Annotated in this window: 10 protein-coding genes; 3 read left to right on the plus strand and 7 right to left on the minus strand. The window is 64.7% G+C overall.

Annotated features, from left to right (window positions below; all coding sequences use genetic code 11):
• Nucleotides 1-3 precede the first annotated feature (3 nt).
• Nucleotides 4-930: a 4-hydroxy-3-methylbut-2-enyl diphosphate reductase gene (gene ispH, locus ACQR1L_RS13130; RefSeq protein WP_434858384.1), complete on the minus strand. Its 927-nt coding sequence runs from the start codon at nucleotides 928-930 to the stop codon at nucleotides 4-6.
• Between the two features lie 492 nt (nucleotides 931-1422).
• Here ispH and ACQR1L_RS13135 point away from each other — a divergent pair, with 492 nt between their 5' ends.
• Nucleotides 1423-4011: an MMPL family transporter gene (locus ACQR1L_RS13135; protein WP_434858385.1), complete on the plus strand. Its 2589-nt coding sequence runs from the start codon at nucleotides 1423-1425 to the stop codon at nucleotides 4009-4011.
• Between the two features lie 82 nt (nucleotides 4012-4093).
• On the opposite strand, the gene ACQR1L_RS13140 is transcribed toward ACQR1L_RS13135, so the two are convergent.
• Nucleotides 4094-4714 carry a DUF2147 domain-containing protein gene (locus ACQR1L_RS13140; protein WP_434858386.1) on the minus strand — a complete coding sequence of 207 codons (621 nt, stop codon included), beginning with the start codon at nucleotides 4712-4714 and terminating at the stop codon, nucleotides 4094-4096.
• Between the two features lie 101 nt (nucleotides 4715-4815).
• Between ACQR1L_RS13140 and hpnO the strand changes: the two genes are divergently transcribed.
• A complete protein-coding gene (gene hpnO / locus ACQR1L_RS13145; RefSeq protein WP_434858387.1) occupies nucleotides 4816-6207 on the plus strand; it encodes an aminobacteriohopanetriol synthase HpnO in 1392 nt (463 codons plus the stop codon).
• Between the two features lie 367 nt (nucleotides 6208-6574).
• On the opposite strand, the gene ACQR1L_RS13150 is transcribed toward hpnO, so the two are convergent.
• The 4 genes from ACQR1L_RS13150 to ACQR1L_RS13165 all read right to left on the minus strand — a co-directional run bounded on the left by ACQR1L_RS13150 (nucleotide 6575) and on the right by ACQR1L_RS13165 (nucleotide 9287).
• Entirely contained in the window at nucleotides 6575-7357 is a 783-nt protein-coding gene (locus tag ACQR1L_RS13150; RefSeq protein ID WP_434858388.1) for an anti-sigma factor, read from the minus strand.
• On the minus strand, nucleotides 7354-7908 hold the full coding sequence (locus ACQR1L_RS13155) for a sigma-70 family RNA polymerase sigma factor (RefSeq protein ID WP_434858389.1): 555 nt from the start codon (nucleotides 7906-7908) through the stop codon (nucleotides 7354-7356). The genes ACQR1L_RS13150 and ACQR1L_RS13155 overlap by 4 nt, the downstream gene beginning before the upstream one ends.
• A 97-nt stretch (nucleotides 7909-8005) precedes the next feature.
• Entirely contained in the window at nucleotides 8006-8332 is a 327-nt protein-coding gene (locus ACQR1L_RS13160; protein WP_434858390.1) for a cupredoxin domain-containing protein, read from the minus strand.
• Between the two features lie 10 nt (nucleotides 8333-8342).
• Nucleotides 8343-9287, minus strand: a complete 945-nt coding sequence (locus tag ACQR1L_RS13165) for a metallophosphoesterase family protein (RefSeq protein WP_434858391.1) — start codon at nucleotides 9285-9287, stop codon at nucleotides 8343-8345.
• A 217-nt stretch (nucleotides 9288-9504) separates the two neighbouring features.
• Between ACQR1L_RS13165 and ACQR1L_RS13170 the strand changes: the two genes are divergently transcribed.
• A complete protein-coding gene (locus ACQR1L_RS13170) occupies nucleotides 9505-10677 on the plus strand; it encodes an acyltransferase family protein (protein WP_434858392.1) in 1173 nt (390 codons plus the stop codon).
• A 437-nt stretch (nucleotides 10678-11114) separates the two neighbouring features.
• Here the strand turns inward: ACQR1L_RS13170 and ACQR1L_RS13175 are convergent, their stop codons facing one another.
• The gene (locus ACQR1L_RS13175; RefSeq protein WP_434858393.1) at nucleotides 11115-12734 is read right to left on the minus strand and encodes a GMC family oxidoreductase; all 1620 of its coding nucleotides are present in this window, start codon (nucleotides 12732-12734) and stop codon (nucleotides 11115-11117) included.
• Between the last annotated feature and the right edge of the window lie 172 nt (nucleotides 12735-12906).

A 12906-nucleotide genomic window follows, 5' to 3' on the forward strand; every position in this document is an offset into this window, starting at 1 on the left:
CGATCAGCCCGCGACCAATTCGGCCGGCAGGCGGAATTCGATGTTTTCTTCCCGCCCCGGGACCACCGCGACCTCGACCGGTCCGATGCGCCGCAGGGCCGCGATTACGTCGTCGACAAGCACTTCGGGAGCCGAGGCGCCGGCAGTGATGCCGACGGCCTTGGCTCCTGTCAGCCAATCCGGATTGAGCTCGCTGCCATCAGCGATCAGATAGCTGTCGACGCCGGCCTCGGTGCCGATCTCGCGCAGTCTGTTCGAGTTGGAGCTGTTGGCGGCGCCCACCACCAGGATTACGTCCACCAGCTTGCTTAAGTCCCTTACCGCAGATTGCCGGTTTTGTGTCGCATAGCAGATATCCCGGATATCGGGACCTTGAAGGTCTGTAAAGCGGGCCTGGAGGGCCGAAATGATGTCCCTGGTGTCGTCCACGCTCAAGGTGGTCTGGGTAATATAGGCCATCGGGGTGTCCACGGGCAGGGGCAGGGCAGCAACCTCCGAAACGTTCTGGACGAGGTAAACGGGGCCTGGAACCTGGCCCATGGTTCCCTCGACCTCCGGGTGGCCGGCATGGCCGATCAGCACCAGGGTACGCCCCCTGGACGTGTAGCGCTTGCCCTGGTTGTGGACCTTGGTGACGAGCGGGCAGGTGGCATTGAGCACCGGCAGGCCGCGGGAGGCGGCTTCCTCCTCGACCGAGCGGGCCACGCCGTGGGCACTGAAGACGGTCACGGCGCGCGGGGGGACCTCCGACAGATCCTCGACGAACACAGCGCCCTTGGCCTTCAGGCTCTCCACGACGTGCTTGTTGTGCACGATCTCATGGCGCACATAGACCGGAGGGCCGTACTTCTCCAGCGCGCGCTCGACGATCTCGATCGCACGCACGACGCCAGCACAAAAACCGCGCGGTTGCGCGAGATACACCTGCATTGGACGACCGTCAGCCACACTGCCTCACTTTCGACCCGCCACTTCCGTGCCTGCGATGAGGTTGCAACATCCGGACCAAGCGGATGCCTCATTTGCTCGCCGAGAGGCACTGGAAGCGCAGGGCTTTGTGTCAAAAATCGAGCAGATAGGAAAGCCGGTCTGCAAGTCGCTCGCATGTGATCGCCGGCACACAGCGCCGCAGGGCAGTGGGGTAATTCAGTAATGATAAATTAATTCAGTCAAATGAGTGACTTATACTCTCACTCGTTCGTCACTTTACCGCCGAGAACAGGCGCTATATCAGCCGCCCCGACGGTTCCGTGCATCGTGTCGACCTGATCCGCCGTCCAGGGACCATCCTCGTCTTCCAAGGTTGGGCCAAGCCGGGTCGGGGCTCGCTTCCGGACATGCTCCGAGGCTGGCTCCGATCTGGGAACTCCGCCATGCAGCGGACGTTTCCGCCCAGCGCTTTAAACATTAGAAAGTCACGAAGTGCTGACCAAGATTGTCGTGTCCATCGTCAAGGCCTGCACCCGGTTTGCGTGGCCGACGTTGATTGCGGGCCTCCTCTTGTCGGTGGGCGCGGGCGTCTACACTGCTCGCCATTTTTCCATCAACACCGACATCAACAAGCTGATTTCTCCCGATCTCGACTGGCGCAAGCGCGACCAGCAATATGAGCAGGCGTTCGATCGCGACCGCATGATCCTGGGCGTGGTCGAGGCGGCGACGCCGGAGCTCACGGGCGTGGCGGCCGACGCGCTGGCGAAGAAGCTCAAGAGTGATACCCAGAACTTCTCCTCGGTGGAGTTGCTGGGCGGCGGCGAGTTCTTCGCCAAGAACGGCCTGTTGTTCCTGCCGACCGAAGAGGTCCAGCAGCTCACCGGGCAGTTCGCCGCGGCTGCGCCGCTGGTGGAGATCATGGCGGGCGATCCTTCGATCCGCGGCCTGACCGGCGCGCTGGAGACCGGCCTTGCCGGCGTCAAGCGCGGCCAGGTCCAGCTCGACAACACCGCGCGCCCGTTCGACTACATCTCGCAGACCGTCGAGACGGTGCTCGACAAGGGCGATGCGACCTTCTCCTGGCGGCAGCTCATCTCGGACAAGCCGCTCACCGACAGCGACAAGCGCGCCTTCATCCAGTTCAAGCCGATCCTCGACTATCAGGCGCTGGAGCCCGGCAAGGCGGCGACCGATGCGATCCGCCAGGCGGCCGCCGAGCTGGATTTCCCGAACCGATTCCACGCCCGGGTCCGGCTGACCGGCCCGGTGCCGATCGCGAACGAGGAATACGCCACCGTGCAGGAGGGGGCCGTCGTCAACGGCATCGGCACCGTCGTCGTGGTGCTGGTTATCCTGTGGCTGGCGCTGCATTCGGCCAAGATCATCTCGGCCGTGTTCATCAATCTCTTTATCGGCCTTGCCATCACCACGGCGGTTGGCCTGATGATGGTCGGATCGCTCAACCTGCTGTCGGTCGCCTTCGCCGTGCTGTTCATCGGCCTCGGCGTCGACTTCGGCATTCAGTTCAGCGTGCGTTACCGCTCCGAGCGCTTCAAGAACGACAACCTGGCGGAGGCCCTGGCCGAGGCCGCGCACCGCTCGGCGGTGCCGTTGTCGCTTGCGGCGATGGCAACGGCTGCCGGTTTCCTGTGCTTTCTGCCGACCGACTACAAGGGCATCTCCGAGCTCGGCGCCATCGCCGGCGCCGGCATGATGATCGCGTTCCTGTCCTCGATCACGGTGCTGCCGGCGCTGCTCAAGATCCTCAACCCGCCGGGCGAAAAGGAGCCCGTCGGCTACGCCTTCCTGGCGCCGGTCGATCACTTCCTGGAAACGCATCGCAAGCCGATCATCATCGGCACGCTGGGCCTGGTCATCGCCGGCCTGCCGCTGCTCTACTACATGAAGTTCGACTTCAACCCGATGAACCTGCGCAATCCGCATGCGGAGTCGATCGCGACCTATCTCGATCTGCGCAAGGACCCGAATACCGGGGCCAACGCCATCGACGTGCTGACCCGTTCGGAGACGGAGGCCAAGGCGATCGAGGCCAAGCTCGAGAAGCTGCCGGAAGTCGCGCGCGTGATGTCGCTCGACAGCTTCGTGCCGGAGGACCAGCCGGCCAAGCTGAAATTCATCGCGCAGGGCGCGAAGGTGCTGGGACCCGCCCTCAATCCGGACCAGATCGACGCCGCGCCGACCGACAAGGAGAACGTCGACGCGCTCAACTCGACGGTCGACAACCTCCGGCGCACCGCCGGCGACGGCAAGGGCCCGGGCGCCGTCGCCTCGCGCCGTCTCGCCGATGCGCTGGCCAAGCTCGCCGGGGCCAGCGAAGCGGTTCGCAACAAGGCGCAGGCCGTGTTCGTCGATCCCTGGAAGATCACGCTGGAGCAGCTCGGAGCCGCGCTGCAGGCGCAGCCGGTCACGCTTGCCAACCTGCCGCCGGAGCTGGTCTCGCAGTGGAAGAGCAAGGATGGCCTGATTCGGGTCGAGGCGCAGCCGAAGGGCGATCCCAACGACAACGACAATCTCCGGCGGTTCGCCAATGCCGTGCTCACGGCCGAGCCGAACGCGATCGGCGGTCCGGTGTCGATCCTCAAGTCGGGTGACACGATCGTGAAGGCGTTCATCCACGCCGGCATCTACTCGCTGGTGGTCATCAGCCTGCTGCTGTGGGTGACGCTGCGCCGCTTCTCCGACGTGCTGATGACGCTGGTGCCTCTCCTGGTTGCGGGCGCCGTCACGCTCGAAATCTGCGTGCTGATCAAGCTGCCGCTGAACTTCGCCAACATCGTCGCGCTGCCATTGCTGCTCGGCATCGGTGTGGCGTTCAAGATCTACTACGTGGTGGCATGGCGCGGCGGCCGCACCAATCTGCTGCAGACCAGCCTTACCCGGGCGATCTTCTTCAGTGCGCTGACCACGGCGACCGCGTTCGGCAGCCTGTGGCTGTCGAGCCACCCGGGCACGTCCAGCATGGGCAAGCTGCTGGCACTGTCGCTGGTGACGACTCTCGCCGCGGTGCTGCTGTTCCAGCCGGCGCTGATGGGCAAGCCCCGCGAGGTCCACGAATAGGTCCAAGGTTCGAACCAAGAGATGGACAACGAAAAAGCGGCCGATCGCTCGGCCGCTTTTTTTATTTCAGGGTTGAGATTCGTCAGCGCGGTCGCGCCACCTCCGGAAGCAGGCAGATGTCGCCCACCTGGTCGGCGGGCTTCGCGCCCGGCTTGGCCGATGCGGTGGCAGCGTTGGCGGCCCCGGTCGTCGTCTTGGGCGCCGGCGCAGGGGTGATTGGTTTCTGTGTACCTTTCGCCATGCTGTTCACGGGGCTCGACGGGATCGGCGGCCCGACGCGCGTCCAGGTCTCGCCGCCGCACAGGAACCCGAGCACGCAGCCCTGAATCTCCAGGTGATCCGAATCGGTCGGCGTGATCGTCGAGGCGTACAGCTTGCCGTCCTTGGCGTTGTAGACTTGGCCTTCCCAGGCCTCCGCGCCGGGCTTCTTCTTCATGTCGATCAGGATCGGCATGCCCAATGTCGGCCGGCTTTGCCGGGCCGGGTCGGGGTTGTTCACGTCACGGCCGCCCGGGGTCTTCTCCCAGGCCACCACGCCCCACATGCTGCCATTACATTGTGCGACTCGGATGTTCGCGACCCCGTCGGCGACCTTCCAGTCACCGGTCGGATCGGCAGCGCTTGCAGAAGAAATTCCTGCTGCGAGCAACACTGCAGAGTATGCTATCCTCGTCGACATGAGATATCTAAGGCGATGCAACATTGGCAGAAACCCGTGCTTGCTTTGATGGTGCGAATGAGGGCAAAACGCCGCATTGCGCGTTTTCAGTTGACGTCACGTCCATCAACCGAAGTATGTAGCCGATGCTAAAACCCAATCTAGACGTTTCCGAGATGTTTGTGGAGCGCCAAGCGCAGCGCAGCACGATGCACTCTCGGCATCTGAACGAGCAATTGGTCCGCGTTCTCAAGACGATTGGATATGATGTCGGGTTCCAAAAGGGACAAGGGCAATATCTCTACGATCGTGATGATGCGAAGTATCTTGATCTGCTCAGCGGTTTTGGCGTCTTTGCAATCGGCCGCAACCATCCGACGCTGCGCGATGCGCTGAAGAGTGTCCTCGACAGCGACCTGCCGAACCTGGTTCAGCTCGACGTCTCCACATTGGCGGGCGTTCTGGCCGAGCGGCTCTTGGAATATGTCCCTTATCTGGACAAGGTGTTCTTCGCAAATTCCGGCGCCGAGACCGTCGAGGCCGCGATCAAATTCGCGCGGGGCGCGACGGGGCGGCCGGGCATCGTCTATTGCGGGCACTCCTATCACGGCTTGACCTACGGCGCGCTGTCGCTGACCGAGGATTCGAATTTCCGGACCGGCTTCGAGCCGCTGCTGCCGGGCTGCACGGCCGTGCCGTTCAACGATCTCGCTGCGCTCGAACAGGCACTGTCTTCACGAGAAATTGCAGCCTTCATCGTCGAGCCGATCCAGGGCAAGGGCGTGAACATGCCCTCTGACGAGTTCCTCCCGGGCGCCGCTGCACTCTGCAAGAAATACGGCACCATCTTCATCGCCGACGAAATCCAGACCGGCATGGGCCGCACCGGGCGGTTCCTCGCCGTGGAACACTGGAACGTCGAGCCCGATATGGTGCTGCTCTCGAAGGCGCTGTCGGGCGGTCATGTGCCGGTCGGCGCGCTGCTCACGCGCAAGGCCATCTTCGACAAGATCTTCAACCGCATGGACCGCGCCGTGGTGCACGGCTCGACCTTCGCCAAGAACGACCTCGCGATGGCCGCGGGCATCGCGACGCTCGAGGTCCTCAAGGCGGAGAAGCTGATCGAAGCGGCCGCCAAGCGCGGCGCCGAGTTGCGACTGGCTCTCACGCGGATGGTGCCGGGATACGAGCTGCTCAAGGAAGTGCGCGGCAAGGGCCTGATGATCGGCGTCGAGTTCGGTCCGCCGAAATCGCTTCGGTTGAAGGCGTCCTGGACCATGCTGGAGAGCGCCAACAAGGGCCTGTTCTGTCAGCTGATCACGGTGCCGCTGTTCAAGGATCACAAGATCCTGACCCAGGTCGCCGGTCACGGCCTGCACACCATCAAGCTGCTGCCGCCGCTGACCATCACCGAAGACGACTGCGCCTGGATCGAGCGCGCCTTCGACGACGTGATCGCCCAGAGCCACAAGGTCCCCGGCGCGATCTGGTCGCTCGGCAAGACCCTGGTCGACAACGCGATCCGCAAATCGGCGTAGAGCCGACGAGCCGCATAGTAGCGACCGGACAACGTCTCGTAGCGACACGCCGAACTGTCATCGCCCGGCTTGATGACCGGGCGATCCAGTACGCCGAGGCGGTTTTGATCAGCTCGATGGGCCGCGGCGTACTGGATGCCCGCCTGCGCGGGCATGACAGCGGTGATGCGGCTGCGAAGGAGAGGCAAAGGCGGGGAGCCCCGTGCCCACCATCTGATTTCTCGTTCGTTCGCGGCGGGCACCCTTCGCTTTGCCCACCCTACGGTTTCAGATAAAATCTCCGTCATTGCGAGCGCAGCGAAGCAATCCAGGGCTGCGCAAGGACTCTGGATTGCTTCGCTGCGCTCGCAATGACGAAGCGAGAGAGTCAGCTTCTCCCACCCATCGCCCGCTCGAACCTTTCGCCGAACTCGTTGAGCTCCTCGACATTGATGTCGCTCACCGCCCAGTAGCTCAGGCCGCGGTCGCGCCAGCTGCGGATGTTGAAGCCTTGCAGCGTATCCAGCTTTGCCGCGCGACGCTCGGTCGAGGACGTCTGCGCGACGAACAGATTGATCACGTGCTGGCGGCGGCGATAGACGACCGCGCCGATCGCGCGTGCATCGACGTAGTCGAGACGGCCGCCGACCAGCGTGAAGCCTTCCGCCGTCAGGTCGATCACCGGCGGGGCGACGTCGAGCTTGCCGTTGAACCACGGCTTCACCGTGTGCTGGTCGGTCGAGATCACATCGGTCAGGTGTCCGGCCTGCAGCGAGCGCAGATGCGCCGAGACGATCTCGGCCTCGATGCGCTGCTGGTCGTCGTTGCGCAGCACGATCGCGACGAGGCCGGTCGCGGCAAGCGCCGACACGGCCGACCCCATGGCGAAGCCCTTCAGCAAAGAGCGACGGCTTGGCGCGGCGACGAGAGGCGTCACGATCGGCGGCTGTACCGGTGGCAGCGCAGCTTCGATTCGCTCTCGCAGGGCGGCCGGTGCCTTGAAGCTCAGCTCGGTGCTGGCGAGCGCCTGCTTCATCTGCCTGATCGCAGCGAGTTCGGCGGTGCAACGCGGACAGCTCGCCAGATGGGTTTCGACCTCGCGCGCGTGGCCGGCATCGAGCTCGTTGTCGGCCAGTGCGTGGATCAGGATTTCGGCTTCATCGCAGGTCATGGCTTGGTTTCCTCCTGCGCGAGCCAGGCGGCGCGCAGCAACGCGCGGGCGCGGGCGAGGCGGGACATCACGGTGCCGACCGGCACGCCGGCGGTCTCGGCGATCTCGCGATAGGACAGATTGTTGATCTCGCGCAGCACGAAGGTCTCGCGAAACGGCTCGGCCAGCGTGGCGATCATCTGCTGAATTGCAGATGCGTCGTGCTCGCGCAGCAGCGCGCCTTCCGGTGTTTCTGCGCTCTCCTGCCAGATCGGCGCCTGCTCGGCCGCCTCGGGCGCGCCGTCGAGCGTCTTGACCGGCGCGACGGAGCGCCTGGCAAACTCGGCGTGGCAGACATTGCGCAGGATCGCGAACAGCCACGGCTTCATCGCCGGACCGCGATATCCATCGAAATGCTTCAACGCCCGCAGGTAACATTCCTGCACAGCGTCCTCGGCGTCCGCCGGATTGCGCAAGAGATAGCGCGCCAGCGTGTAGACGTCGTCGAGATAGGGCAGCGCCGCCTCGCGGAAGCGCCGGGCCCGCTCGGGATCGTCGGGCGATGGGGGCACCGGCATCCTTTCCGGTTCGGGGCGCGGCATCATGGCCGGAGCGTCGGCTTGCTGCCGGCCCGGCCATGACGCTGTTCTCATGCCCTGGTTCGTGACACTACTCAACCTTGACCATCCCCGTCATGTGCGGATGCAGCGAGCAGAAGTACTTGTAGTCACCACTCGATGCGAAGGTGAACGAGAAGCTGTCGTCGGTATCGAGCGTCTTCGACCGGTATTTGCCGGCCGACACCACCGTGTGCGGGATATCGTCATGATTGGTCCAGGTCACGGTGTCGCCGACCTTCACCTTCACCTCTGCCGGCGTGAAGGTGAAGTTGTCGATCGTGACCTTGATGGTTTCGGCGTGCAGCGGCGCGAGGCCGAGCACGGTGGCGGTGAGAGCGAGGCGAATGCTTCGCCCCAGCGATGCTGATACGGTCATGTCGTCGCCCTCAGCCTGCCAGCGGCGTGTCGATGATCGCAAGCCGCTCGTCACCAACCTTGAAGCCGATGCTGGCGATGCCGAGCAGGCCGCGCAGCCTGGCATCCTCGACCTTCATCGGCCCGGGCGAGGGCGCGGTGCCCGGCGCCGGCTGCGGGAAGGCGGTCGAGCGCGCGGTGTGGAAGGTGACGTTGCCCTCGACCTTCTGCATCACCTGGTGGATGTGGCCATTCAGCACCGTCACCGAGCCGAAGCCCTTGAGCATGTCGAGCGCCCGGCCGCCATCCTCGGTGCCCCAGCCCCATTGCGGATACACCGTCCACAACGGGATATGCGCGAACACCACGATCGGCGCCGACTTGGAGCGACCCTTGAGATCCTGCTCCAGCCAGGCGAGCTGCTCGGCGCCGAGATTGCCGAGCCCGCCGGCCTTGAGATCGACGACGTTGACGAGCCCGATGAAGTGCACGCCACCAGCGTCGAACGAATACCAGCCGGCGCCGCGCGTGCCCTTGCCGTAGCGTTCCTTGTAGAGCTTGACGTCCTCGTCGAGGAAATCATGCTCGCCGGGGACGTAGTGCACGTCGAGCCGGGTCTGCGAGATGATGCGGTCGGCATCATCGAACTCGGTCGCCTTCGACAGATGCGAGATGTCGCCGGTATGGATCATGAAGGCCGGCTTGTTCGGCATGGCCTTGATCCGGTTGACGGCTTCCTCCAGCGTCCCGATCGCGTTGGGATTGGCCGGCTTGTCGAAGCCGACATGGCTGTCGCTGATCTGCAGGAAGGTGAGGCCCTGCGCCCGCTGTTCGGCCGCATGCGCCGCATCGATCAGGCCCAGCGACCGTGGCACGCCGCCTGCAATCGTCCACAGCACGCCGGTCCCGGCCCAGGTCATGCATTCCAGGACCTTGCGGCGGCTGGCGCCTCGGTCATCGTGATTGTCGAAGCTCATGGTGCTCTCCCATCGCCCGCACGGGGCTGACAAGCGAGGAGAGCGGAGCGGGCGACGATTTATTCCCGGCGAATGCAGGTCTTTGCGAGATGACGCGTTCGTGATCCTGCCTTTGATGGCACGCGGTTCGCATACTCAAGCATGATATCGGCCGGGCAGCGCATGGACTATACAACGGCCAGCGGCAGCGTAGCTGCTGATGTTGGATGCAAAGCCGATGCATGACCGCCTGACCCCGAATGTCCAGCAGGCCGACATGGCCAGCGGCCGCATCGTGCCGCTCGACCGCGCCCGAACCTTCATCACGCTGTCGGTCGTGCTGTATCACTCCGCCATCAACTACACTTATTTCGGCCAGGGCGGCGACCGCATGCACTGGCTCGGCTTCGATCTGGTCGCGCTGTTCAACGACAGCTACTTCATGTCGTGCATGTTCTTCCTCTCCGGCCTGTTCGTACCGGCGAGCCTGGAGAGGAGGGGCGCCGGAGGCTATCTCGGCCGCCGCACGCTGCGACTCGGCGTGCCCTACATCGTGTCGATCTTCGTGATCATGCCGATCGCCTACTACCGCTACTACGTGGCGGAGGATCAGTTCACGACGGTGTGGGAGCGCATGATATCCACGGGCCCGTGGCCGTCGGGCTCGGCCTGGTTTCTCGGCGTCTTGCTGATCTTCGACCTGTTCGCTGCCCTTGCGTGGACTGTTGTGCCTCGGGCGATCCCAGCATTCGGTCGGTGGGCCGGCACGCTGCTGCGCTCTCCACTCACGGGTTTCCTGATCTTCCTGGCCATCGCCAACGCGGCCTATCTGCCGCCGCATCTCGGCTTCGGCGACGGGCTGTGGTTCATGCCCGGCCATTTCCCGTTGCCGCTGCAGGCGAGCCGATCGCTGCTCTATCCGGCTTTCTTCATCGCCGGCATCGCCATCGGCGCAGCGGGCCTGCGGACCGGCCCCTTGGCGCAGGACGGCGCGCTGGTACAGCGCTGGGCCGTCTGGTTTGCATTCTCCTACGGCTGCTACGGCCTGATCCTGTTTCTCGCCTACGCCCACCACAATTGGATCGCCGATTTCGACTCGCCGCCGCTGTGGTGGCGGGCCGCCTATGGCAGCGCCGTGGCCAGCTTCTGCGCGTCGATGGCATTCGGCGTGCCGAGCTTCTTCCTGCGCTGGGCGCATGCGCCGCTGGCGCTGATGGACCGCATGCAGCCCTCGGCCTACGGCATCTATCTGTTGCACTTCCTGCCGCTGCTCTGGTTGCAATATCTGGTGTTCGATCCCGCGTGGCCGGCCGCGGTGAAGTTCGCCATCGTGCTGGTGGGGACGCTGATCGTGAGCTGGGGAGCGGCTGCGCTGTTGCGGCGAGTGCCGTTGGTTGCGCAGATCATCTGAAAGCAGAGAGTTGGGTTGGGCCCTGGATTGCTTCGCTTCGCTCGCAATGACGATTGTGGCGGGCACCGAGCGCCGCCACGAACGCCGTCATCGCGAGCGTAGCGACGCGATCCAGGGGCCACGGACGCGACTGTTGAATGCGTCCGGCGTTTCGTCGCCGTGGCAATCATCTGCCGTACGATGGTGGGCTCGCGCCGCTTTTCGGCGTCGCTTTGCCTACCCTACGTATTCGCGGCATAAAGTGACGACAGGCGGATGACGGCTCAGACGTTATTCCCGCTGTCCCGCATCGCGTCCGATGCTCGCGCGCTGTCAGAGACGTGTCAGCTTGGGCCGTTAAACCTCCCGTCGGTTCGCACGGCGTAAGCGTACAGCCCCTCGTCAGGAGTTCGATCTCGCGTCATGCCGCCCGTGACAGGCGGGCGGCATGGAGATCGTCAGCGCCCATCCTCCAAAATCATCGACGCTGCCTTCTCCGCGATCATCGCCGTCGGCGTGTTGGTATTGCCTGATGTAATCGTCGGCATGATCGAGGCGTCGGCGATGCGCAGGCCGTCAAGACCGCGGAAGCGCAGCCGTTCGTCGACCACCGCCATCGGATCGTCAGCAGTGCCCATCTTCGCCGTGCCGACGGGATGGAAGATCGTGGTGCCGATGTCGCCGGCGGCCTTGGCGAGCGCGGCGTCGTCGTCGCCGACAGCGGGGCCCGGCAGATACTCCTCAGGCTTGTAGGCGGCCAACGCGTTCTGCTTCATCAGTCGGCGCGTGACGCGGATGGCGTCCGCTGCCACTTGGCGGTCGTCCTCGGTCGCCAGATAGTTCGGCGCGATCGACGGCGCCTCATCCAGCTTGGCGGAGCGGATGCGCACCGTGCCGCGCGAGGTCGGGCGCAGGTTGCAGGCGCTGACGGTGATCGCCGGAAAGCGATGCAAGGGATCGCCGAACTTGTCGAGCGACAGCGGCTGGACGTGGAACTGGATGTTGGCGCGATCGCGCCGGGGGTCGGAGCGCGTGAAGATGCCGAGCTGCGACGGCGCCATGGTCAGCGGGCCGCGGCGGCGGAGTGCGTAGTCGACCCCCATCAGGCCGCGCCTGACCAGCGAGTAGTAGGTCTCGTTCAGCGTCTTCACACCCGACACCTTGTAGATCGCGCGCTGCTGCAGATGGTCCTGCAGGTTTCGACCGACCCCGGGCTTGTCGATGACGACATCAATGCCGAGTTCGCCGAGCCAGTCCGCCGGCCCGATGCCCGAGCGCTGCAGCACCTGCACCGAGCCGATCGAGCCGGCGCTCAGGATCACCTCGCCCTTGGTGCGCGCCTCGATGGTCTCGCCGTTCTGCTGGAATCGGACTCCGACCGCGCGGCCGTTTTCGACGATCAGCCGCTCGACCAGGACGTTGGTCTCGAGCCGGAGGTTTTGCCGGTTCAGCGCCGGCTTGAGGAAGCCGCGCGCGGACGACCAGCGCCGGCCGCGCTTCTGGTTGACGTGGAAATAGCTGATGCCTTCATTGTCGCCGGTATTGAAGTCCGGGATGCGGCGGATGCCCATCTGCTCGGCGGCGTCGCCGACCGCGTCCAGCACCGCCCAGGACAGCCGCGGCGCCTCGATCCGCCAGCCGCCACCCACGCCGTGGTGCTCGCTCTCGCCCAGAAAATGGTCCTCCAGCCGCCGGAACACCGGCAGCACGTCGGAATAGGACCAGCCGGACAGGCCAAGCTGGCGCCAATGGTCGTAATCGGCGGCCTGGCCGCGCATCGAGATCATGGCGTTGATCGCCGAGCAGCCCCCGATCACCTTGCCGCGGGGGTAGGCAAGGGAGCGGCCGTTGAGGCCCGGCTCGGCCTCGGTGCGAAACATCCAGTCGGAGCGGGGATTGCCGATCGCAAAGAGGTAGCCGACCGGAATATGGAACCATATCCAGTTGTCGTTGCCGCCGGCCTCGAGAATCAGCACCCGCGTCTTTGGATCGGCCGACAACCGGTTGGCGAGGATGCAGCCGGCGGTGCCGGCGCCCACCACGATGTAGTCGTAATCCCCCGCGAGCTGGCGTCCCATCGGCATTCCCTTCCCAATCTTTAGGCCAGCTTTTAGTCAGCCGGCACGGCGGCGGACAAGCGCCACGTTCATGGCTGGTTGACCGAGCCATGAGACAGGCGCAGCCCAGATCCTGGCTAGATCTTGGGCGGTGCGACTTTTGCATGCTAGAACGGCTCAAATCCCTTCTGGA

It is taken from the genome of Bradyrhizobium sp. HKCCYLR20261, assembly GCF_051168435.1.
In the GTDB taxonomy this organism is placed as follows: Bacteria; Pseudomonadota; Alphaproteobacteria; order Rhizobiales; family Xanthobacteraceae; genus Bradyrhizobium.